20 protein-coding genes are annotated in these 21685 nt (G+C 62.8%); 8 read left to right on the plus strand and 12 right to left on the minus strand.

Going from position 1 to position 21685, the window contains the following annotated elements; translation table 11 throughout:
• The first annotated feature begins 63 nt into the window (after positions 1-63).
• Positions 64-1173, plus strand: coding sequence for a 23S rRNA (adenine(2503)-C(2))-methyltransferase RlmN (gene rlmN, locus EHW12_RS12530; RefSeq protein ID WP_003942816.1), 1110 nt, complete (start codon positions 64-66; stop codon positions 1171-1173).
• Positions 1174-1250: 77 nt separating this feature from the next.
• On the opposite strand, the gene EHW12_RS12535 is transcribed toward rlmN, so the two are convergent.
• Complete coding sequence (locus tag EHW12_RS12535; protein ID WP_003942762.1) at positions 1251-1520, minus strand: DUF2631 domain-containing protein; 270 nt, start codon at positions 1518-1520, stop codon at positions 1251-1253.
• Positions 1521-1640: 120 nt separating this feature from the next.
• On the opposite strand from EHW12_RS12535, the gene dxr reads away from it, so the two are divergent.
• The 5 genes from dxr to EHW12_RS12560 all read left to right on the plus strand — a co-directional run bounded on the left by dxr (position 1641) and on the right by EHW12_RS12560 (position 8100).
• Positions 1641-2798, plus strand: coding sequence for a 1-deoxy-D-xylulose-5-phosphate reductoisomerase (gene dxr, locus EHW12_RS12540; protein WP_125050865.1), 1158 nt, complete (start codon positions 1641-1643; stop codon positions 2796-2798).
• Positions 2799-2805: 7 nt separating this feature from the next.
• A complete protein-coding gene (locus tag EHW12_RS12545; protein WP_125050867.1) occupies positions 2806-4023 on the plus strand; it encodes a site-2 protease family protein in 1218 nt (405 codons plus the stop codon).
• A gap of 87 nt (positions 4024-4110) precedes the next feature.
• The gene (gene ispG / locus EHW12_RS12550; RefSeq protein ID WP_007734888.1) at positions 4111-5268 is read left to right on the plus strand and encodes a flavodoxin-dependent (E)-4-hydroxy-3-methylbut-2-enyl-diphosphate synthase; all 1158 of its coding nucleotides are present in this window, start codon (positions 4111-4113) and stop codon (positions 5266-5268) included.
• A gap of 111 nt (positions 5269-5379) precedes the next feature.
• Entirely contained in the window at positions 5380-6216 is an 837-nt protein-coding gene (locus EHW12_RS12555) for a GNAT family N-acetyltransferase (RefSeq protein WP_003942692.1), read from the plus strand.
• A 69-nt stretch (positions 6217-6285) separates the two neighbouring features.
• Positions 6286-8100, plus strand: a complete 1815-nt coding sequence (locus EHW12_RS12560) for a penicillin-binding transpeptidase domain-containing protein (protein ID WP_042450801.1) — start codon at positions 6286-6288, stop codon at positions 8098-8100.
• A 4-nt stretch (positions 8101-8104) separates the two neighbouring features.
• Here the strand turns inward: EHW12_RS12560 and EHW12_RS12565 are convergent, their stop codons facing one another.
• Positions 8105-8914, minus strand: a complete 810-nt coding sequence (locus EHW12_RS12565) for a LuxR C-terminal-related transcriptional regulator (protein ID WP_042450799.1) — start codon at positions 8912-8914, stop codon at positions 8105-8107.
• A 178-nt stretch (positions 8915-9092) separates the two neighbouring features.
• Here EHW12_RS12565 and EHW12_RS12570 point away from each other — a divergent pair, with 178 nt between their 5' ends.
• Entirely contained in the window at positions 9093-10715 is a 1623-nt protein-coding gene (locus EHW12_RS12570) for an AMP-binding protein (RefSeq protein WP_003942743.1), read from the plus strand.
• A 56-nt stretch (positions 10716-10771) separates the two neighbouring features.
• Here EHW12_RS12570 and EHW12_RS12575 read toward each other — a convergent pair whose 3' ends face one another.
• From EHW12_RS12575 to EHW12_RS12600, 6 genes are read right to left on the minus strand one after another with little or no spacing between them, the layout of a single operon-like run.
• Positions 10772-11557, minus strand: coding sequence for an ABC transporter permease subunit (locus tag EHW12_RS12575; protein ID WP_125050869.1), 786 nt, complete (start codon positions 11555-11557; stop codon positions 10772-10774).
• Positions 11532-12434 (minus strand): 2-aminoethylphosphonate ABC transporter permease subunit, encoded by a 903-nt coding sequence (locus EHW12_RS12580; protein WP_125050871.1) that lies wholly within the window; start codon positions 12432-12434, stop codon positions 11532-11534. Before EHW12_RS12580 ends, EHW12_RS12575 begins: the two co-directional genes overlap by 26 nt.
• Entirely contained in the window at positions 12431-13606 is a 1176-nt protein-coding gene (locus tag EHW12_RS12585; RefSeq protein WP_125050873.1) for an ABC transporter ATP-binding protein, read from the minus strand. Before EHW12_RS12585 ends, EHW12_RS12580 begins: the two co-directional genes overlap by 4 nt.
• 2 nt (positions 13607-13608) lie before the next feature.
• Complete coding sequence (locus EHW12_RS12590) at positions 13609-14658, minus strand: 2-aminoethylphosphonate ABC transporter substrate-binding protein (protein WP_054825508.1); 1050 nt, start codon at positions 14656-14658, stop codon at positions 13609-13611.
• A 25-nt stretch (positions 14659-14683) separates the two neighbouring features.
• Positions 14684-15361: a phosphonatase-like hydrolase gene (locus EHW12_RS12595; RefSeq protein ID WP_020907384.1), complete on the minus strand. Its 678-nt coding sequence runs from the start codon at positions 15359-15361 to the stop codon at positions 14684-14686.
• A gap of 25 nt (positions 15362-15386) precedes the next feature.
• Positions 15387-16514, minus strand: a complete 1128-nt coding sequence (locus tag EHW12_RS12600; protein ID WP_125050875.1) for a TIGR03364 family FAD-dependent oxidoreductase — start codon at positions 16512-16514, stop codon at positions 15387-15389.
• Between the two features lie 96 nt (positions 16515-16610).
• On the opposite strand from EHW12_RS12600, the gene EHW12_RS12605 reads away from it, so the two are divergent.
• Positions 16611-17354, plus strand: coding sequence for a GntR family transcriptional regulator (locus EHW12_RS12605; RefSeq protein ID WP_003942751.1), 744 nt, complete (start codon positions 16611-16613; stop codon positions 17352-17354).
• A 20-nt stretch (positions 17355-17374) separates the two neighbouring features.
• Here EHW12_RS12605 and EHW12_RS12610 read toward each other — a convergent pair whose 3' ends face one another.
• The 4 genes from EHW12_RS12610 to EHW12_RS12625 all read right to left on the minus strand — a co-directional run bounded on the left by EHW12_RS12610 (position 17375) and on the right by EHW12_RS12625 (position 21682).
• Positions 17375-18502, minus strand: a complete 1128-nt coding sequence (locus tag EHW12_RS12610) for an NAD(P)/FAD-dependent oxidoreductase (protein WP_125050877.1) — start codon at positions 18500-18502, stop codon at positions 17375-17377.
• Between the two features lie 9 nt (positions 18503-18511).
• Positions 18512-19198, minus strand: a complete 687-nt coding sequence (locus EHW12_RS12615) for a TetR/AcrR family transcriptional regulator C-terminal domain-containing protein (protein WP_125050879.1) — start codon at positions 19196-19198, stop codon at positions 18512-18514.
• A 306-nt stretch (positions 19199-19504) separates the two neighbouring features.
• Positions 19505-20650 carry a serine hydrolase domain-containing protein gene (locus tag EHW12_RS12620; RefSeq protein ID WP_125050880.1) on the minus strand — a complete coding sequence of 382 codons (1146 nt, stop codon included), beginning with the start codon at positions 20648-20650 and terminating at the stop codon, positions 19505-19507.
• A gap of 126 nt (positions 20651-20776) precedes the next feature.
• Entirely contained in the window at positions 20777-21682 is a 906-nt protein-coding gene (locus tag EHW12_RS12625; RefSeq protein WP_241199150.1) for a hypothetical protein, read from the minus strand.
• Positions 21683-21685: the final 3 nt, after the last annotated feature.

Below are 21685 nucleotides of genomic sequence, written 5' to 3' on the forward strand. Positions count from 1 at the left end.
AATCCGGCCACAATCGGGTGGCAGTGGGGTAGCACCCCAAAACAATGGGACAATGGTGTAACTATGGCTGCCTCTCTTCCCCTCGTTTTCACTGCACCCAAGCGCGGAATGCCTCCACGGCACCTCGCCGATCTCGATTCCGCCGAGCGCAAAGAAGCGGTGAAAGAGCTCGGCCTTCCGGCTTTCCGGGCTGATCAGCTGGCGCGTCAGTACTACGCGCGGCTCGAAGCCGATCCGGAGAAGATGACCGATCTTCCCGCATCGGTGCGCGAGAAGGTGGGGGAGTCGCTGTTCCCGACCTTGTTGACCCCGATCAAGCACCTCGCGTGCGATTCGGGCGACACTCGCAAGACCCTGTGGAAGGCACATGACGGAACGCTGCTCGAAAGCGTCCTGATGCGTTATCCCGATCGGGCGACACTCTGTATCTCGAGTCAGGCGGGCTGCGGAATGGCCTGCCCGTTCTGTGCGACGGGTCAGGGCGGCCTCGACCGCAACCTCTCGACCGCCGAGATCGTCGATCAGGTTCGCGAGGCAGCGGCCGCCATGCGCGACGGCGAAGTCGCCGGCGGCCCCGGACGCCTCTCGAACGTCGTGTTCATGGGTATGGGCGAGCCTTTGGCGAACTACAAGCGCGTGGTGGCAGCGGTACGACGCATCACCTCGCCCGCACCCGACGGGCTCGGCCTGTCTCAGCGGTCCGTCACGGTCTCGACCGTCGGCCTCGCTCCCGCTATCCGCAAGCTCGCTGACGAAGGCCTGAGCGTCACGCTGGCGGTATCGCTGCACACACCGGACGACGAACTGCGCGACACACTTGTGCCGGTCAACAATCGCTGGTCAGTGTCGGAGGTACTTCAGGCTGCCCGGTACTACGCAGACAAGACCGGTCGCCGTGTGTCCATCGAGTACGCGATGATCAAGAACGTCAACGATCAGCCGTGGCGCGCGGACATGCTGGGCAAGAAGCTGAAGAAAGCACTCGGCGGGTTGGTGCACGTCAACCTGATTCCGCTCAACCCGACTCCGGGTAGCGAGTGGGACGCGAGCCCCAAGGACGTCGAGCGTGAGTTCGTGCGTCGGGTCATCGCCCAGGGCGTCTCGTGCACGGTGCGCGATACGCGCGGTCAGGAAATCGCCGCAGCCTGTGGCCAGCTGGCAGCCGAGAACTGAAACGTTCCAGGCCTGAACACGTAAAGAGAAGGCCTCCACGAACTTTCGTTCGTGGAGGCCTTCTCTTTGTCAGGTCTCTAGCGCGGGCGGCGACGGATCACGATGTCGCGGACCAGAATGAAGATCATCAATCCGGCGGTGCCGATGAGCCACAGATCCTCGACCTTGCCGTGATGGTTTCCGATCATCATCAGAAGCAGGAATATTGCGAAGAACCATCCGAGGAAACGGAAAAACTTGAGTCCTTCACCACTCCACCCCCATGCGGCAGAGGGAACCTCGGCCTCATCGACGTGCGAGACCACGACGGGGGCGCTGGACTTGACGTCCAACTGGGTATCGGCCACGGTCGATCCTCCTGCTCATTCGGTTGCACTACTGCCCAATATGGTGACATACGACTGCCTGTCGTACGTAGTTGGGCGTCGATAAGGTTGTTCTCAGGTGTTATCAGGAACAATGGGCGAGTGCAGGAAACCACACGTACCCGCGTCCTCCTCCTCGGCAGTACCGGTTCGATCGGTACCCAAGCGCTGGAGGTCATCGCTGCCAACCCCGACCGTTTCGAAGTAGTCGGTCTTGCAGCGGGCGGCAACAACGTCGAGTTGTTGGCCGAACAGATTCGTGCAACCGGCGTCACGGACGTCGCCGTCGCCGATCCTGCAGCGGCATCGGCGCTGGAATCGGTAACCGCCCGTTCGGGACCGAGCGCCGTGACGGAACTGATTCGGGACAGCGGTGCCGATGTTGTCCTCAATGCGCTCGTCGGTTCTTTGGGACTCGAACCGACACTGGCGGCTTTGAACTCGGGAGCGCGCCTGGCGCTGGCGAACAAGGAATCGCTTGTCGCCGGCGGAGCGCTGGTGACGAAAGCCGCCGCCCCCGGTCAGATCGTGCCGGTCGACTCGGAGCATTCGGCGCTTGCCCAGTGCCTACGTGGTGGAACAGGCGACGAAGTGGCTCGGTTGGTTCTCACCGCTTCGGGTGGACCGTTCCGTGGCTGGAGCGCCGAGGATCTCGAAAGTGTGAATCCAGCTCAGGCAAAAGCGCACCCCACCTGGTCGATGGGGCCCATGAACACCCTCAATTCGGCAACTCTGGTCAACAAGGGCCTCGAGCTGATCGAGACGAACCTGCTGTTCGGGATCGACTACGACCGCATCGACGTCACCGTGCACCCGCAGTCGATCGTGCATTCCATGGTCACCTTCTTCGACGGGTCGACGCTGGCGCAGGCAAGCCCGCCGGACATGAAGCTCCCGATCGCTCTCGCTCTAGGCTGGCCGGACCGCATCGAAGGTGCTGCGTCGGCATGCGACTTCACCACCGCCTCCACCTGGGAATTCGAGCCGCTCGATTCGTCGGTGTTCCCCGCCGTCGATCTGGCGCGAAGCGCGGGCAAATCCGGCGGTTGCTTCACCGCGATCTACAACGCGGCCAACGAAGTGGCGGCTCAGGCATTCCTCGACGGTGTCATTTCCTTCCCGGCGATCGTCCGCACGGTGGCCGCTGTTCTCGACGATGCAGGTCAATGGTCCGCGGAACCGGTTACCGTGGACGACGTTCTGGCCGCAGACGGCTGGGCACGCACACGAGCGCGTCAGCTCGTGAAGCAGGAGGGCTAGAGCTTTCATGGTTTTTGCACTGGGCGTAGTGCTGTTTGCCCTCGGCATCGGCGTGTCCATCGCCCTGCACGAAGCCGGCCACATGTGGACGGCCAAGGCTTTGGGAATGAAGGTTCGCCGCTACTACATCGGCTTCGGACCGAAGATCTTCTCGTTCCGTCGAGGTGAGACCGAGTACGGCCTCAAGGCGCTGCCGCTGGGCGGATTCTGCGACATCGCGGGCATGACGGCCCTCGACGAGATGACGCCTGAAGAAGAGCCGCACGCGATGTACAAGAAGGCGGCGTGGAAGCGCGTCGTCGTCATGTCCGGCGGTATCGCGATGAACTTCATTCTCGGGTTCCTCCTGATCTACGCATTGCTCCTCGGTTGGGGTCGAACCAGTACGGAGCCGGCACCGCCTGTTGTCAAGGGCGTGACGTGTGTTGCTCCGACGCAGCTCGGTCAGGATCAGGGGTGGAAACTCGCGGATTGCACCGGTACCGGCCCGGCGGAGGCAGCCGGAATTGCTGCCGGCGATCGGATCGTCGCGGTGGACGGTCAACCGACGGACACTTTCGCCAAGGTTTCCGCGGCGATCCGTGACAAGTCCGGGACAGTCACGCTCACAGTCGAGCGCGGCGACGAGACTGTTCAAGTTCCGGTCGACGTATCGCCGGTTGAGCGTTACGTAGCCAAAGAGGGCAGCACAACGCCGGAACTGGCAAAGGTAGGCGCTGTCGGAATCGAGGGTGTCAGCAATCTGATCGAGTACAACGCGCTCACTGCTGTTCCGGCGGCCTTCGACTTCACCGGCCAGATCATGGTCGACTCGGTGAAGGCGTTGGCTGACATTCCGTCGAAGGTGGGGGCTCTGTGGGAGTCGATCACGGGCGGCGAACGCGCCCAGGACACACCGATCAGCGTGGTCGGTGCCAGCGTGATCGGTGGCGAGGCCGCAGATCGAGCCGAGTGGCCGATGTTCGTCGGACTGCTCGCATCGATCAACTTCTTCCTCGGTGTTTTCAACATCCTGCCGCTGTTGCCGCTCGACGGCGGTCACATCGCGGTGGTCTTCTACGAGAAGATCCGTGATTGGTTCCGCGCCCGCCGAGGCTTGATTCCCGGCGGCCCGGTCGACTACACGCGACTCCTTCCGATTACTTACGTATTCATCGTGATCGGTGGCGCGTTCATGTTGCTGACACTCACGGCTGACATCGTCAATCCGATCAAGATCTTCTGACCGTGTGAGAAGGGTGACGGTTGCCGCGCGGTAGTGCGGCGATCGCCCGGCTAAACTTGCAGTGAAGCTATGAAAGAAGGCACAGACGTGACCATCCCTATCGGACTGGGAATGCCCTCGGCACCCGCAGCGATTCTTGCTCCTCGACGCAAGACACGGCAGCTGCAGGTCGGCACGGTAGGTGTGGGCAGCGATTTCCCCATCTCGGTGCAGTCCATGTGCACCACGAAGACGCACGACGTCAATGCAACGCTGCAGCAGATCGCGGAACTGACCGCGTCCGGTTGCGACATCGTCCGTGTCGCCTGCCCGCGTCAGGAAGACGCGGACGCGTTGTCGATCATTGCGAAGAAGAGCCAGATCCCGGTTATCGCCGACATCCACTTCCAGCCGCGCTACATCTTCGCGGCAATCGATGCGGGATGCGCTGCGGTGCGCGTCAATCCGGGCAACATCAAGGAATTCGACGGCCGTGTCAAAGAGGTGGCCAAGGCTGCCGGTGACGCAGGCATTCCGATCCGTATCGGTGTCAACGCGGGATCGCTCGATCCTCGGTTGATGGAGAAGTACGGCAAGGCGACGCCCGAAGCGTTGGTCGAGTCCGCGCTGTGGGAGGCCGGGTTGTTCGAAGAGCACGGCTTCGGTGACATCAAGATCTCCGTCAAGCACAACGATCCGGTGATCATGGTCGAGGCTTACCGCCAACTCGCCGCCAAATGCGATTACCCGTTGCACCTCGGCGTCACGGAGGCAGGGCCGGCGTTTCAGGGCACGATCAAGTCCGCGGTCGCCTTCGGTGCGCTGCTCGCGGAGGGTATCGGCGACACGATCCGGGTTTCGCTCTCGGCCCCGCCGGCCGAGGAAATCAAGGTCGGTAACCAGATTCTGCAGTCTCTGAACCTGCGTCCCCGCAAGCTCGAGATCGTCTCTTGCCCCTCGTGTGGCCGTGCACAGGTCGATGTCTACACGCTTGCCGACGAGGTCTCCGCCGGCCTCGAAGGCATGGAGATCCCGCTGCGCGTGGCAGTCATGGGTTGCGTCGTGAACGGACCGGGTGAAGCGCGTGAGGCCGACCTCGGTGTGGCGTCCGGCAACGGCAAGGGCCAGATCTTCGTCAAGGGCAAGGTCATTAAGACGGTGCCCGAGGCACAGATCGTCGAGACGTTGATCGAAGAGGCGATGAAAATTGCCGAAAGCATGGAGGGTGACGCTTCGGAGGGTGCGCCGGTCGTCACCGTGAGTTGAGTGATTGCCGGATGAATCTTCCCCGTCGGTGTCAGGTTCGTGGCAATCTGAGTGCATCATGATCGGGTAGTGATATTCGTGGACGCGCAGTCGAGTCGAGGGGGTTGACGGATGCTCAAACTCCTCGGAGCCAAGCAGGTCGGAAGTCGAGATCTCGAAGACGTCCGACGGGTACTCGACGCCGATCCGGTGGCGGCCTGCATGATTGCCGCGCGCGTCGAAGAATGCGGCGTCGACCCACGCATGATTCACGGCGAGCTGTGGAGTCGAGGCGGGCCGTTGTCCTCACTGTGCTTTGCCGGGGCGAACCTGGTTCCGCTTCGAGGCGATCCGGATGACATTCGGGCATTCGCCGACCGTGCCTGTCGGATTCCGCGCATGTGCTCGTCGGTGGTCGGCCGCGCCGAATTGGCGCTGCCGCTGTGGGAGATGCTCGAGCTCGACTGGGGAACTGCGCGGGAGGTGCGCCCCGAACAGCCGTTGCTCGCGGTTTCCGAGCCGCTGGCGTGCCCGTCGGATCCACTGGTCCGGCAGGTTCGCTCGGACGAACTCGAGATCTATCTGCCTGCCGCGATCGCGATGTTCATCGAAGAGGTCGGAGTCGACCCGCGTGCCAACGACGGTGGGCGCGGATACCGGCACCGTGTCGCTAGCCTGATCGCCGCTGGTCGAGCGTGGGCGCACATCGAGGACGGCCAGGTCGTTTTCAAGGCGGAGGTCGGTTCGATGTCTGCTCGCTGTGGCCAGATCCAGGGTGTGTGGGTCAACCCGGAATTTCGTGGGCAGGGCTTCGGCGTGACCGGTACAGCGGCTGTAGCGGAGTCGATCATGGCGACCGGTCGCATTGCGAGCCTGTACGTCAACAGCTTCAATACGATTGCGCGGTCGACCTATTCGCGGGTGGGGTTCCGACAGGTCGCGACCTTCTCGACGGTGCTGCTCGACTGACCGTACAAGCTGCGTGCAATGGTCGCGCCTACGCTGGGTGGAGCATTTGTCGCCCTACTATGGGGCTCGATGAACACTCGGCATTTCTCTCGTAGTCGCTCGGCCCAACTGTTGGCCTCCTGCACCGTGATTTTCTTGGCGGTGGGGATCAGTTCGTGTACTCCGAAACCCGCCGGCCCCGAGCCCGTCGCGCAGCAGTTCCTGAGTGCGTTCGGTGACAGGGATATCGACGAGGCAGCAAAACTGACGGACCGGCCTGATTCCGCGGGTCCTGTATTGAGTGACACCTGGGATGCGCTCCAGGCCGAGTCGATGACTGCCGAGACCACGTCGGTGAAGATGAACGGTGACACTGCGACGGTCGGCTACACCTACGAGTGGCACCTTCCGAAAGACCGCGTGTGGACGTACGACGGCGAGCTGCAGATGGGACGCAAGGACGGCGACTGGTCCGTCCGGTGGAGTTCGACGGACGTTCATCCGCGCCTCGGTGACAAGCAGACGATGTCGTTGCGGGCAACCGCGGCGCCGCGAGCGCGGGTCAACGAGCATTCGGGCACGGATGTCCTGGTGCCGGGAATCGTCTACCGAGTGAAGTTCGATCGCTCCAAGAGCAACGACATCATTGGTTCCGCAAACAATCTCGCAAGTGTTCTCGGTCGGTTCGATTCTTCGCTGACGGGTCAATCGATCGCCGAATCCTCGACGGCCGTCAAGGGCGACTATCTGGTGACCCGCCTGCGCAGTGACGACTACGACCAGGTATCGGCGCAACTGGGAGCCATCTCGGGAGTCTCTGTCTCGGACGAATCGGATCTCGTCTCGACGGACCCGGAGTTCGCGCCCGACCTTCTCGGGCAGATCAAGAAGACGATCATCGACGAGGTCGACGGCAAAGCCGGCTGGAGTGTCGTCACGGTCAACCAGAACGGCGTCGACACCGATGTGCTGACCGAGACTGCGCCGCAACCTGTTCCGTCGTTCAGTATCAGTTTGGACCGCAACATTCAGATCGCTGCTCAGCGTGCCGTGAACGTGAACAAGGATCAGGCGATGATGGTGGTCATCGAACCGTCGAGTGGGGCGATCCTGGCTGTCGCACAGAACAAGGCAGCAGACCGCGACGGACCGGTCGCGACGATGGGTCAGTACCCGCCCGGTTCGACGTTCAAGATCATCACGGCAGGCGCCGCAATTTCGACCGGTCAGGCGACCCCCGACACGATGGTGCCATGTCCTGGCCGGATCGAGATCGGTGAGCGCAGCGTCCCCAACTACAACGAGTTCTCACTCGGCACGGTGCCGATGGCAACGGCCTTCGCGCGTTCGTGCAACACGTCCTTCGCCAAGCTGGCCAGCGAGATGCAACCAGACACGTTGACCACTGCCGCAGCGCAGTTCGGCATCGGCCAGGACTACAACGTGGTGGGATTGCCGATCGATTCCGGTTCGGTGCCGCCGGCGTCGGACCTGGTGCAGCGGACCGAAGACGGGTTCGGTCAGGGAAAGGTCGTGGTCAGTCCGTTCGGAATGGCGATGGCAGCGGCGACGGTCGCGAACGGTTCGACTCCGGTGCCGCAACTGATTTCAGGGCGCGAAACCACCATCGACGGTGAGCGCCCGGCGATCTCGCCCGCCATGGTCGACGGCCTGCGCGGCATGATGCGACTCGTGGTCACCAGCGGTACTGCAGAACGCGTCGAAGATCAGGGTGAGGTGTACGGCAAGACCGGTGAAGCCGAGGTCGAAGGGGGATCGCACGCGTGGTTCGTCGGCTATCGCGGGAACCTGGCCTTCGCGACTCTGGTTGTGCGGGGCGGAAGTTCGGACAACGCCGTCGCAGTCACCCGCGACATGCTCACCGCCCTGCCTGAAGGCTACTGACCCGTCAGGGGAGCAGTCCCAACCTCCGGGCGGTCACCACGGCTTCGTGGCGTGAGCTCGCGTCCAGCTTTCCCATCGCGCTTCGCAGATAGCTCTTGACTGTTTCCGGGCGAAGGGAAAGCCGTTGGCCGGCTTCGATGTTGGTGCAGCCGAGTGCGACCTGAGAGAGAACGTCCACTTCACGCGGGGTGAGCGTGACGTCGGATTCGGCGTCGGCGGTAGGACGCAGCAGGTTGGCCAAACGCTGGGAGAGTCCGCGGAGTTTGGTCTGCAAGTCGGTGTCGGTGACGGTCTGGGCGACACTGCGTAGTTCGGCGTGGACTCCGCGGATCTCTTCCGAAGACATACCGTCGGCGGTAGTCGCGGCGGCGGCCTGCAGTAGTTGCAGGCGACGATCGACTTCGTCGCGGATGGCGAACTCCATCCCGAGACGCCGGGATGCGCCGACCATGACGTCTGCTGTGCGGTCACCCAACGGAGCGGAATCGCGGATCGCGGCGTAGAGCACAGCGCGCGATTTTCCCGAAACCATGACCGGAACGGCGATGATCGAATGCAGGCCCTCGCTGAGAACAGGACGGTCGAAGTGATGAGTGATGGACTGCGAATTGCCGTAATCGTTGACGGTGATCGGTGAACCCTGGGCTACGACGCGTCCGCCCATGCCCGAGCGCGGCGGGATGGCCAAGCCCTTGAGGTTGTTGGTGCGGGTGCCGACGAATTCGCTCAGGTGCAGGGTTCCGTCCTGGACCTCGCCTCCGAACAGCACGGGAACAACGCCCTGAGCTGCGATTGTGCGGAGTTCACCTCGCATTGCGTCCCCGTCGCGGGGGCGCAGAAGTGACGAAGCATGTCGGTTCACGCAGGTACCCCTTTCTGGGGGTAGTGAAGTTCTCTTGTGAGCTAGATCATAGGGGGTGAACAGTACGTATGACGAGCCGCCAACGTAACCGGTCGGGCCAACCATACGACGATCGATAAGGAGCAAGTTGATGAGCACCGATCCCACCGCACGGGTGCGCGAGCTGCTGGACCAGTACGACACCCCGCATGCCAGCGCCGCAGAATTGCTCTGCGATCGGCATCCCGCGGATGGCGTTGCATTCACCGTCGTCGAGGCAGACCTTAGCTCGGTGGACCTCACTTACGGTCATCTACGTGAGCAGTCGGCGCGTTTCGCGGCAGCTCTGGCCGACCTCGGAGTCGAGCCGGGTGACAACGTCGCGACCTTGATGGGTAAGTCTGCGGACCTGGTGGTCGCGCTCCTCGGTATCTGGCGCCGCGGAGCGGTCCACGTGCCCTTGTTCACGGCGTTCGCTTCGCCGGCCATCGCTTTCCGCTTGACGGCCAGCGGCGCGAAGGTGGTCATTTCCGACGCCAATCAGCTCGAGAAGCTCGCGCCGGGAGAGGACATCCCCGCCGACGCAGCATGGCAGGTCATCGTCGCGGGCGGCGCGGCCGGTGACGAGTTGGACTTCGACGCACTTGTCGCAGCTCAGGATGCCGAAGACCCGAAGGGCGCTGCTCAGGCAGTCGGCGGCAACGCACCGATGGTGCAGTTGTTCACCAGTGGCACCACGGGAACACCCAAGGGCGTGCCGGTTCCGGTGCGCGCGCTCGCCTCGTTCCACGCATACCAGGAGTTCGGCCTCGACGTCCGAGAGGACGACGTGTTCTGGAACGCCGCAGACCCGGGCTGGGCGTACGGGCTGTACTACGCGTTGCTCGGCCCGCTTGCCGCCGGCACGCGAAGCCTTCTGCTGCACGCCGGATTCTCCGCGCCGCTGACGTGGCAGATCATCGAGAAGTTCGGTGTCACCAATTTTGCCGCCGCTCCGACCGTCTACCGCAGTCTGCGTGCCGACAAGGCTCCCGTTCCGGAAGGCATCTCGCTGCGCCGCGCTTCCTCGGCCGGTGAGCCCTTGACTCCGGATGTTGTTGCGTGGTCGAAGAACTCGTTGGGCGTCGAGGTCCGTGATCACTACGGCCAGACCGAGCACGGCATGTTCATCGTCAACGCCTGGGCCGACGGACTTCGCGACGATGTCCGTCCCGGATCCATGGGTCGTCCGTTGCCGGGTTGGTCTGCCGCTGTGCTGGAAGACAATTCGGATGACATTGCACCGGCCCGCACTCAGGGCCGCGTGGCGATCGATACTCACAACAGCCCGTTGATGTGGTTCACCGGGTACGTCGATGCGCCGGAGAAGACGAAGCAGCGATTCAGCGAAGACGGCCGCTGGTACATCACCGGTGATGCGGGAATGACGGACGAGGACGGATTCTTCTTCTTCTCCTCGCGCGACGACGACGTCATCATCATGGCGGGCTACCGCATCGGTCCCTTCGACGTCGAGAGCGTGCTGGTCATGCACGAGCACGTCATCGAGGCCGCCGTGGTGGGCATGCCCGACGAGTTGCGTGGTGAGGTCCTCGAAGCGTTCGTCGTACTTCGCGAAGGTGTCGACGGTGACGACGAACTCGAGAAGGAACTGCAAACCCTGGTGAAGAAGAAGTTTGCAGCGCACGCATACCCGCGCACAGTGCACTTTGTTCCGAACCTGCCCAAGACCCCGAGTGGCAAGGTTCAGCGGTACATCTTGAGGAAGGGATAAACCCCTGCTGTGCGCCTTTATTAACCCCCGGCGGTTAATAAAGGCGCACAGCAAGGTCAGCGCCGACGAATTCTGCCGACCACCATGAGGGCGACCAGGGTGACCGCAAGCAGCAGTGTCGTATTTGCTGCGGCAAGAAATACCTGGCCACGGTCGGTGAGTCCGAAGATGCTGACCGGCAAGGTCTTCCATGTCGCCGGGTAGACCATGACCGTTGCGCCCAGCTCACCCATCGACAGTGCGATGGAAAGCCCGGCAGCCGCACCCAACGCTGGGAGCAGCAGCGGTAGCGTTACCCGTGTCAGCACCCGCACCGGGCCGGCGCCGAGTGATTCGGCAGCTTGACGGTAGGCGGGATCGAGCCGTTCGAGCGCGGCCGATACGGAACTGAAGGCAAAGGCAAGCACCAAAACCGTGTGAGCGAGAATCACGATCCACTTGGTGCCGCCGAGCAGTAGCGGGCGCTCGTTGAAAGTGATGAGCAGACCCAAGCCGATCGCGACCGACGGAACCGCAATCGGTAAATGGAATACGGCATCGGTGATGCGCCGCAGCCACATCGGTGCCTCACGCGAGGCCAGCGCGGCCCACGTTCCGACGATCAATGCCAATGCCCCCGCGATGAATGCAGTCTGCAAACTGACGATCAGGCTGGCGAAGTTCTCGTCGGACAGCGCCGTGGAGAAGTTCTTGCCGCCGAGATTCGACGGAAGTGGACCGGTCCACGATCCGGCCAAGGCAGCCGCGACGACGGTGGCGATGGGCGCGACGAAAACCACCGCGACGACCAGGGTGAAGAATCCGAGTACGAGGGCCCTAGAGTTTCGTGTCCACAGCAGCACGGCTGCCTCCCATCAATCTGTTGAAGGTGAATCGGTAGAGGCAGTACAGGCCGAGTGAGAGTGCGACCTGGACCGTCGCGATCACTGCCGCGCCGGGCAAGTCGAAGGTGACAATGCCGCGGGTGTAGATGAGGACCGGCAGAGTTACGACGTCTTTAGCCCCGGTGAAGAGCACGATGCCGAATTCATTCAGCGTCATCAGAAGCACGAGCGATCCACCGGCCAGGAGGGCCGGCCACGCTTCCGGCATCACCACCTGCCGCAGAACTCGGACGGGTGACGCGCCGAGACTGGCTGCCACGTCGAGTTGTTCACGCGGAATCTGGGTGAACGCTGCCAATAGCGGACGCACGACAAAGGGTGTGAAGAAAGTGATTTCGGCCGCGATCACACCGAACGGAGTGTTGAGGAAATTCAGTGGGCCGCTCGCGTCGCCGGTGATGCGGACGATCAAGGCGTTGACGGCGCCGGCTGTCCCGTACAGGAACGTGAACGCCAGCGTGATCAGGAAAGACGGCAGGGCGAGCACCGTGTCGATCAATCGCCCCACCACCTTGGATCCGGCGAACGGAACGAAGGCAAGCACCAAGGCGAGGAAGCTTCCCAGGATCAGGCAACCCAGGGTCGACGCCACGGCGATTTGGATGGTCCGCCAGAGCGCGGTTCTGAACAGTTCCGAACCGAGCACCGAAGACCACGTGGACAACCCGGTGCCATCTGCGGTGCTCAGAGATTCCGTGAGGACACGTGCGGTGGGATAGACAGCAAACACGAGGACAAGAAGCAGTGGTGGCAGCGTCCAGCCGATCCGGCGCCACGGGATCGGGTCTTTGTGCTGGGGCGCAGCGGTTTCGGGGCGTTCCAGGGTTGTCGTCATGGGTGGCGATCCGCCGGAACCAGGACACTGCCGTCCGTGGGCAGGACGACGCCCACTTCGGTGTCGACCGGTCGTTCGTCGTGCCCTGGAACATCCGCGTCGACGCGGACATCGTCGAGGCCACATACAGCCAGCGTCAGACGCGTCGTGGAACCGCGCCAGACGCTCGAGACGATGCGCGCCGGGAATGATCCTCGTGCGCCGAGGCCGGTTACGGCTACCGCGTGTGGACGAACACACAGGTAGGCGTCCATGTCGGACTCCCATTCGATGTGCCCGATCTCGGGCTGCGGGGCGTGAGCAGTGAACGGCGTGCCACCGATCGAGACCAGCGCGGAGGTGCCGATAACGCGTGTGACGGTGCAGGGCAGCAGGTTGGCACCCCCGAGGAACGCCGCGGTGAAGCTGGACGGCGGACGTTTCCACAAGGTCTCAGCGGTGTCGATGTCCGCGAGTCTGGCGTTGCGCATCACTGCGATTCGGTCTGCGAGCGCCAGGGCTTCACTCTGATCGTGCGTCACGTAGAGCATGGCTGTGTCAGGTAGTGCTGCGCGCAGTCTCGCCAGTTCGCCGAGCATGCTCTCGCGAAGTTGAGCATCCAGGGCGGCCAGTGGTTCGTCGAGGAGGAGTACTCCAGGGCGAATTGCCAACGCTCGGGCAATGGCGATTCGCTGCTGTTGACCGCCGGAAAGTTCACGGGGAAGCCGCTTTCCGTACGCCGACATCCCGACCATGTCGAGGGCTTCGGCCACGCGAGTGCCGATCTCCGACCGCGGCACGCGATGGGCTCGGAGTCCGAAGGCTACGTTTTCGGATACTCGCATGTGCGGGAAGAGAGCGTACGACTGAACGACGACGCCGATACCGCGTTGTGCGGGAGGCAGATTGGTGATGTCTCGGGTGCCGAGCTTGACGGAACCGGACGTGGGGCGGACAAATCCCGCGAGGGCCTTCAGAGCGGTCGACTTGCCGGATCCACTGGGCCCCAGCAGTGCCACAGTTTCACCCGGCGCCACTCGTAGATTGAAATCGACGAGTGCATGGGTTGCGGTCTTCCCGCGGCCGTAGGCGACGTTGACACGATCGAAGGTGATGGCCGGAGCAGAATGTTCGATCGCTCCGTGAACACCGACGGTCTCGGGGAGCGTCCGCCCCAGTCTGGTTCTTGCCATGATCAGCTCCCGGTGGCTTTCTGGTAAGCGGCGATGTCGGCGTCGAGCGAGCTGAGGACGTCGTTCCAGTTCGGGGTCCACACGTTGACGCCCTGCAGAACTCCGGAAGGCGTGTTCTTGTCGGTGGATTCACCGGCAGCGCTTCGGACGTCCTCGCGGACCGATACGCCGAGTGCATCGGTGGCGACGGTCTTCTGGGATTCTTCGGAAAGCAGGAACTCCATCAACTTCTTGGCTTGTTCGCTGCTCGGTGCGCTCTTGGCGAGGCCCATCACGTAGGGCAGTGCAATGGTGGTGCGAGTGCCGTCGGCTCCAGCGGGGAAGAAGATGTCGAACTTCGATCCGTCGTCGGCGATGGAGGCGAGGTTCATCTGGACGTCACCGTTGGCGACCAGCAGCTCTCCGTTACTGACCTTGGGCTGGAGCTTTCCGGTGGAAGACGAGGGTCCGACGTTGTTGGCCTGGAGCTTTCCGAGGTAGTCGAGTGCTCCTTCCTTACCCATCAGGTGCTGGAGCAGCAAGAGCACCGCGGTGCCGTCGCCGGCCTGGCCGGGCGTGGAGTACTGCAACTTGCCCTTGAACTGGTCAGTGAGCAGATCGTCCCAAGATTGTGGGGCGGGTGATGCAGACGGATTGGCGATGAACGAGAGGTAATTCTCGACGACGGGTACGTACTTGCCGGCGTCGTCCTTCTCGTCGGCAGGAACGGCGGAGGTGTCGATTCCGCTGGGCTCGAGCAGACCTTGGGCATCGGCCTTCTGGATGAACGGGGGCAGCGTGATGATCACGTCTGCCTGTGGGTTGGACTGCTCCTTTTCGACGCGGGAGACGACCTCGCCGGATCCGGCTTCCACGAGGTTGACGGCGATACCGGTCTGCGCGGTGAAGGCGTCGAATCTTCCCTTGTACCAACCGGACAGGCCGTCGGCGCTGTAGACGGTGACGGTCTCGGTGTCTGATCCGGCAGCAGTGCCGGTGCCACCGCAGGCAGTGGTGAACGAAAGGACGGACACGGCGAGAGCGGCCGCAGCGATGCTCGGGCGTAGACGCATGACGATTCCTTTTTCGGAGGTGAGATCAGGAGTGGGTGAGGAGTTCGGCGAACTCCGTCACGGACGGGACGATGTGGGTGGCTCCGGCGTCGCGAAGCTGTTGCTCGTCGTGTGCGCCGGTCAGAGTTCCGGCGACGATGGATGCGCCGGAACGAATGCCGCTGAGCACGTCGTTGGACGTGTCGCCGAGTACGGCGATCTGGTGGACGTCGTCGATCGAAAGTTTGAGCAGGGCAGTCAGAATCAGGTCCGGGTACGGTCGACCGCGACCGGCCTCGGCGGGGGAGAGGGTGAGATCGGCGAGGGTTTCCCAGCCGAGCGCGACGAGGAGTTTGTCCTGGGTCGATCGGCTGAACCCGGTGGTCAAGGCAACTTTGATGCCGGCCTCGCGCAAAGTGGTGATGGCTTTCTCGGCGCCGGGGATCGGCTCGGCCAGGCCCTGGTCGATGAGGGAGTCGTACGTGGTTTCGAAGGCGGCGTTCGCGGCCTGGGCGCGGTCTTCGTCACCGAAGATCGCCCGGAACACGACGATCTTCGACTGGCCCATCGTGTCGAGGACGTACTGGCGAGCGGCGTCGGCTTCCGGGCCTTCGGCGGGCAGTCCGCCGGCTTCAGCGGCGGCAGCGAAGGCGCGAAGAACCAGTCCGTCGTCGGCGACGGTGGTGCCGGCCATGTCGAGAACGGCAAGGGTGATCGGAGACATGAGAAGTCTTTCTTGTCGGAGAGATTCAGAGACCGAGCTGGTCGGCGGTTTGTTCCGCCAGTGCCGGGCCGAGCGTCATACCGCGGCCACCGGGGCCGGCAACCACCCAGACGTTGTCGGCGGCTTGTGCGCGGTGTACAAGTTGTGAGGGGTCGATGCACTGGCTGTAGACGCCCGCCCAACGCTTGACGATTGGCGGAAGATCGCGTCCCAGAAGTGTTTCCACGACTCCGGACAGATGGCGATAGGGCGCCTCGTCGACATCGAAGTCGAAGGGTTCCTCGTATTCGTGGGTGTCGCCGATGGTCAGCCCGCCGTGCAAGCGCTGCACGCACAGGAGTTGCATGCGGTGTTCCTCGGCAGTCGGTTCCTGCGGCTGCACTGTGCGGAGATGATCGAGGGCAGATCCGGCGAAACCGGGGTAGTAGCGGAAGCTGTCACCGTCAGCGATTGCGGTGGTGAGCTTTTCGCCGAGTGGGGCTGTCTGCATCATCTGCAGGCGCACACGGCGCAACGGGAGATCGCCGGCGAGATCGCGAGCCAATCCGCCGAGTGTCGCTCCGGGGCAGACGATCACGAGATCGGCGTCGAAGCTGCGACCGTGGTCGTCGCGGATGTGTACGCCGGAGGTGGTCGTCGTGATCTCGCGGGCTTCCGTTCCGGCGTGGAAGGTGTAACGGCCGGTGGATTCGAGGTAAGAACGGATGGCGGGGAGCGCTTGCCGTGACTCGACTGCGGCGTCCAGCGTGCAGTGCAGTCCGCCGAGAAACTTGCCCCGGAGCGCGGGGTTGACGACGCGAACGGCGTCGGGATCCAGGAGCGCGAACCCTCGGTTGTCGGCGTCCGGCCGAGAGAACGCTTCCTGCGCGACCGCGACCTCCTCCTCGGTGCGCATGAGGGTGATGGAGCCGGCTGGGCGGTATCCGACGCCGGGGACACGGGCGGCAAGGTCTGCCCACAGTTCGCGCGAGCGCAGCGCAGCTTCGAGTTCGTGCGGGGCTCGCCCGGATACCCAGACGAGGCCGAAGTTCCGTACCGTGGCACCGCGGGCTTCGGGCTCACGTTCGAGATGGATGACGTCGTGTCCCCGACGGATTGCCTCGTCGGCGTGCGCCGTTCCGAGGATCCCTCCGCCCACAATCAAAGTTCGCATGTAGAGATAGTGACGTTTGGTCTAGACCAATAGGGGGAATCGAGACGAACTCCAGGTTAACAATTGGTATAGACCGAATTCTTGTACGCTTGCGCCATGAATCAGCAGACGTCCACCGGGCCGGGGACCTCGAGCGTCGTGATCGAACCGGAGTTGAAGTACTACCGGGTGCGCACCGAGATCGAGACCATTCTCAGTGGGCTCGAGGAGGGCGACGCAGTCCCGTCCGAGCGGGAATTGGCGGCGCGGTTCACAGTCGCTCGCGAGACGGTCCGTCAAGCGCTTCGTGATCTGCTTGTCGAAGGACGGATCGAGCGGCGGGGGCGGGGCACTGTCGTCGCGAGTCCGAAGTTGGTTCAGCCGCTCTCGATTCGTTCGTATACCGAAGGCGCACTGAGTGCTGGGCGAGTGCCCAGTCGTAAGGTTGTGACGTTCGAACGAATGTCAGCCGACGACGGTCTCGCCACGGAATTGGGTATCGAACCAGGTGACAGCGTCGTTCATCTCGAGCGTGTTCTCTTCGCCGACGGAGAGAAGATCGGACTCGAATCAACGTTCCTGCCGGACAGCAGGTTCGGTGAGATGCTCGACGCTTTCGATGCGACGACGTCGCTGTACGCGGCTATCCGTTCCATCGGCGTGGTCTTTGCCTCCGCAACCGAACGGATCGAGACGGTGCTCGCTTCACCGCGGGAGGCAATGCTCGTCGAGTCCACGACCTCGATGCCGATGCTTCTGCTGCACCGGACCTCCGTCGATCCGGAGGGTGTGCCGATCGAGCGGGTTCGCTCGCTCTACCGCGGCGACCGCATTGCCTTCTTGACGACGTTGCGGGAGTGATTGCAGTCGACTCGATTCGATCAAGGGTGTGAGTTGAACATGTCCACGAGCCCCTGGGGTGCGTTCTCGCCGAAGCACATGTCCAGTCCATCAGCGGACTGTTGTGCCGATGCGGCGCTGCGTGGGAATAGGCGCTCTTCGTAGACAGCTAGCCCTTCCTCCGTGCTGCTGTGCGAAGCGATCGCCTGGCCGAGTTCCGCGCCGTCGAGCATTGCCAGGTTCGCACCCTCTCCGGCAAACGGCGACATGACGTGTGCCGCGTCCCCGAGCAGAGTGACCCCGGGAGTACGGCTCCAACTGTGGCCGATGGGAAGGGCATGGATGGAGCGAGGGGTCAGCGAGCTGTCGGCTTCGACGATCAGTGAACGCAGTGACTCGTCCCAGTCCGAGAAGTGTTCCAGCAGAACCTTCTTCGCGATGTGATCGTCGGAGAAGTCGACACTCGCTGCCCAGCTCTCGGGAACTCGCAGGGCGGCGTAGATGTGCAGACTGTTGTCGGTCTCACGGTGGGCAAGGAAGCCCTTGTCGGCACCGAGTGCGAACATTATTCCGCCGCCGACGGTTTCAGCGGCATCCACGTGCTGGTTGTCGGCGTCGTCGAGGTCGAACTCCACGAAAGATATTCCGGTGTACGCAGGAGTGTCGTTTGAAACCAATGGACGGATTTTCGACCACGCACCGTCGGCGCCGACCAGGAGATCGGTGGTGAAGTGGGTTCCATCCGCGAGGTGAACTTCGTGTCGACCATCCGGCAACGGATGAGCACTGCGGACCTTGGCTCCCCAGTGGATTGTTTCCTTCGGAATTGAGCTGAGCAGTAGGTCACGCAGCTGGCCGCGGTCGATTTCCGGGCGGTCGCCGTCTCCGGTGTCCTGCTCGCTCAGGTGCACGACGGCATTTCGATCGAGGACGCGTGTCTCTTCCCCGCCTTGATGAACGAGGGCGCGGAACTCCTCATAGAGGCCGGCGGCACGAAGCGCGATCTGACCCGAGTCTTCGTGGATGTCGAGCATCCCGCCTTGAGTTCTGGCTGTCGGTCCGGATTCGAGATCGAATACCGCCGAATCGATTCCGCGGAGATGGAGGACTCGGGCGAGGGTGAGGCCACCGAGGCCGGCGCCGATGATTGCGATGGGGTAGTCGTTCATGGTGGGTTCCTAAGAAGTGAGTGGGGTGTTCTCGATGCCCGTGATGAGCGTGCGGAATCCCCAGGAGAGGCGCGCGGTGGGTTCACCGGCAAGTAGAGCTGTTGCATGTCTTGCGACGAGTGGGTGCGTCTGCGGGTTTGCGTTCTGGATTGCGTCGGTCAACGCGCTCCATCGGGCATCCGCGTCGGCGGAATTGTTCGGCGCCGAGTGTTCGGCAGCAGTGGACGTCGCGTACTGCAGTAGCAAGTCCACGCCCCACGCGGCCTGGCCTGGAGGGACTTCGCCTTCGTCGAGCAATGCCAGCAGGCGCTCGAGCAGGCGCACGTAGTGAACTCCGCTGGGCCGGGAAACGAGAGCCGACTGGGCGAGGCCGGGATGATCGAACAGCACGGCCGTGTACGAGGTCAACACCCGTTCAAGGCGAGCTTGCCAAGTGCCGGAGGAATTTTCGGCGAGGTCCACGACTCCGAGGAGTTCGTCGAGAACCGCGGCATGCAGCTCGACTGTGTTGCGCACGTACACGTACATCGATGCCGGCCCGGTGTCGAGTTCGAGGGCGAGTCGACGCATCGTCACTTTCTGCAAGCCCTCCGACCGCAAGATTTCCACCGCGGTACTGACGATGCCCTCGCGTGTCAGAGCGGGTTTGGCCGGACGATTGCGACGGCTCGACGGACTTGTTGGCTGAGTGGGCATGATTTCACGGTACACGAACATGTTCGTAACGAACATGTTCGTTGGATCACGCACTGAACGTCGACCGCTGTGCGGAGCCATATCGGGAGCGGTGGGTTACATGCCTGAACCGCCGGAGAGCATTGCGATCGTCAGTAGGATGCCACCCACAATCCCCACGAGCGGGCTGTCGCTGTCGAGAAGCCAGTCGTTCAACGATCCCATGAGTGCCTCTTTCGGGTTTCGATCTGTCGACGGTCGAGCCTATCGACAGATCGAAACCCGAGATGTCACTTTCGTCCGAATTGTGGATCGGACCCGAGGTGATCAGCCGTAGACGTTGCCCGGGCTGATCAACTTGGTGATCGGCACCATCAAAGCACCGGTCAGGTCGGTCTCTCCGTCGATGTCGGTGTTGATGAAGACGACCAGGGTTGTGTCCTTCCCGGGCAAGTAGACCGAGACTGTCTTGTAGCCGGGCAGGCTTCCGTTGTGACCGATCCAGCCGCCGCTGTTGAACAAACCGAGTCCGTAGCCGGAGCTGTCGTCCCCTTCGCCCAGGGGCTCGGTGTGCAGGCGCTGCTTCTGAGTGTCGTCGGCGAGGAGATCGCCCTTGGCCAAGGCCGGAACCCAGATGCGCATGTCGTCCAACGACGAGATCATTGCGCCCGCGGCGCCTCCCCACGACGGGTTCCAGTCCGTTGCTGCGGTCACGGATTCGTCGAGTGTTTGGTTGGTGTATCCCTGTGCGTGGGGGTTCGGGAACGCGTTGGTGGTGGGAAAGCTGGTGTGCTCCATTCCGAGTGGTGTGGTGATCTTGGTGTCGATGACGTCCGACAGTGTTGAGCCGGTGACCTTCTCGATGACCATGCCGAGCAGAAGGGTGTTGGTATTCGAGTAGTCGACAGTGGTTCCTGGTCGAATTTGGAGTGGGAGGTCCTTGACGTATCCGAAGAGCTCTTCGGATGTGAATGATCGGCGAGGGTCGGAAAGAACATCCATGACAAACTGTTCGGACGTCGTGTAGGCCACGAGGCCGCTGCGCATCCCCGCCAGCTGGCGCAGGCTGATCGCATCGCCTTCCATGACGCCGTCGACGTACTGGGAGATCGGATCGTCGAGACCGATCTTTCCCTCGTCGACCAATTGCAGCAGGGCGGTGACGGTAAATGTCTTGGTGACGCTACCGATCCGGTGGTAGAAGTCGGTCTCCATCGGTGCCTTGGTTGCAGTGTCGGCGACTCCTGCAACCTTCACATAGTTGCCGTCTGGTCCCCAAATGCCCACCATCGCACCGGGAATCCCCGTCGAATTCACCGCAGCGTCGATGATCGAATCGAGCTGGTCGGTGATGGTCGAGTCCATGATCTTGTCGGATGTGTCTGTGGATTTGTCCGTGCTGCAGCTGATTACAGCTCCAACCATGGCGCTGCACAGGCCGACAAGCAGGATGCGTCTTGCTCCGGTTTTCATGAGTCGAACTCTGCCTGTCCGAGGGCACTCACACATCGACCCCGGGTACGGCAGACGCAGTCCCCAGGTACCTCCTCAACCGGTACCGGGGGACTACGGAACCCTGGCCTGAACCCTTGACTTGGGTCAGAGTCCGCCGTCGAAGAACGCCGCCAGCGCGGGTGCCGGGTCTGCCGCGGTGCCCATATTTGCTACGCCGACAACGATCAATCCCAGCGTGAACAGTGCAGTGAGAAGACCGATCGACCCCGACACGAATCTCGTCCGTCGCTCGGATCGTGCCGTTCTCGCGAAGTGTGCCCACACGACCACAGTCACGGTCAGTGATATTGCTGCCGCGATCAGCGCGATCACCGCCATGGCCAAGTGATACCGCGCGAAGTCGCTGATCATCAGTTCGAGGACAGGGCTTTGCTGGTTTCCGGTGCCCGTCGACTGAGCGAGCTGTTGGCGGACCTGCCCGACAGTGTCGCCAAGTGCCCCATCCGCCTGGGCCACGGGCAACATCGAGATCAGCGAAGAGAAGGGTGCAACGACACCTTGGATATTTGCCATCACGAGTACCGAAGAAAACATCGCGAGGAGCGTGAGCAGCGCTCCCGCCGAGACGAATGCGAGTTTCTTTCCAGCCGTCAGAGGGCCGGCGTTCACGAACGACGCCTTGAGCATCCGGCCGAGTGCGAGCAGAACCGTCAGCAGGATTACCGCGATCACGGCCTTGGCCACGTGGTACCGCAGCCAGTAGTCGACAGCGGACTCCAAGCTCGGCGAGAAGGCTTGGACACCGGAACTCCAGTATTCGACGAACGCGGCGCGGACCGTCTCGACGAGTTCTCCCTGGTCTGCGTACCCATCACCCGGCCTACTCGTCAGCATGCCCGGGGCGAGAACGAAGGCAGCGGAGAAACCGGCGACCAACGCGATCAACGCGGCGATCTTGCGACCGGAGGACTGCGTCGAGCGCGACGGCCCCGCAGTGTTGTGCCGTGAAGAATTGTGCAGTGGGATTCCTCCAGCGTGATGAGCGATCATCTG

The sequence above is a fragment of the Rhodococcus sp. NJ-530 genome, assembly GCF_003860625.1.
Lineage (GTDB): Bacteria > Actinomycetota > Actinomycetes > Mycobacteriales > Mycobacteriaceae > Rhodococcus_F > Rhodococcus_F qingshengii.

What these genes read in the sequence shown, in the direction of transcription:
- EHW12_RS12600 (WP_125050875.1), bottom strand. Translation starts at nt 16,514, where the DNA reads ATGCGAACTTTGATTGTGGGCGGAGGGATCCTCGGAACGGCGCACGCC.
- EHW12_RS12545 (WP_125050867.1), top strand. Translation starts at nt 2,806, where the DNA reads ATGGTTTTTGCACTGGGCGTAGTGCTGTTTGCCCTCGGCATCGGCGTG.
- EHW12_RS12580 (WP_125050871.1), bottom strand. Translation starts at nt 12,434, where the DNA reads ATGACGACAACCCTGGAACGCCCCGAAACCGCTGCGCCCCAGCACAAA.
- rlmN (WP_003942816.1), top strand. Translation starts at nt 64, where the DNA reads ATGGCTGCCTCTCTTCCCCTCGTTTTCACTGCACCCAAGCGCGGAATG.
- EHW12_RS12565 (WP_042450799.1), bottom strand. Translation starts at nt 8,914, where the DNA reads ATGCGAGGTGAACTCCGCACAATCGCAGCTCAGGGCGTTGTTCCCGTG.
- EHW12_RS12610 (WP_125050877.1), bottom strand. Translation starts at nt 18,502, where the DNA reads ATGAACGACTACCCCATCGCAATCATCGGCGCCGGCCTCGGTGGCCTC.
- EHW12_RS12595 (WP_020907384.1), bottom strand. Translation starts at nt 15,361, where the DNA reads ATGTCTCCGATCACCCTTGCCGTTCTCGACATGGCCGGCACCACCGTC.
- EHW12_RS12620 (WP_125050880.1), bottom strand. Translation starts at nt 20,650, where the DNA reads ATGAAAACCGGAGCAAGACGCATCCTGCTTGTCGGCCTGTGCAGCGCC.
- EHW12_RS12560 (WP_042450801.1), top strand. Translation starts at nt 6,286, where the DNA reads ATGAACACTCGGCATTTCTCTCGTAGTCGCTCGGCCCAACTGTTGGCC.
- EHW12_RS12555 (WP_003942692.1), top strand. Translation starts at nt 5,380, where the DNA reads ATGCTCAAACTCCTCGGAGCCAAGCAGGTCGGAAGTCGAGATCTCGAA.
- EHW12_RS12605 (WP_003942751.1), top strand. Translation starts at nt 16,611, where the DNA reads ATGAATCAGCAGACGTCCACCGGGCCGGGGACCTCGAGCGTCGTGATC.
- EHW12_RS12585 (WP_125050873.1), bottom strand. Translation starts at nt 13,606, where the DNA reads ATGGCAAGAACCAGACTGGGGCGGACGCTCCCCGAGACCGTCGGTGTT.
- EHW12_RS12590 (WP_054825508.1), bottom strand. Translation starts at nt 14,658, where the DNA reads ATGCGTCTACGCCCGAGCATCGCTGCGGCCGCTCTCGCCGTGTCCGTC.
- EHW12_RS12570 (WP_003942743.1), top strand. Translation starts at nt 9,093, where the DNA reads ATGAGCACCGATCCCACCGCACGGGTGCGCGAGCTGCTGGACCAGTAC.
- EHW12_RS12625 (WP_241199150.1), bottom strand. Translation starts at nt 21,682, where the DNA reads ATGATCGCTCATCACGCTGGAGGAATCCCACTGCACAATTCTTCACGG.
- EHW12_RS12615 (WP_125050879.1), bottom strand. Translation starts at nt 19,198, where the DNA reads ATGCCCACTCAGCCAACAAGTCCGTCGAGCCGTCGCAATCGTCCGGCC.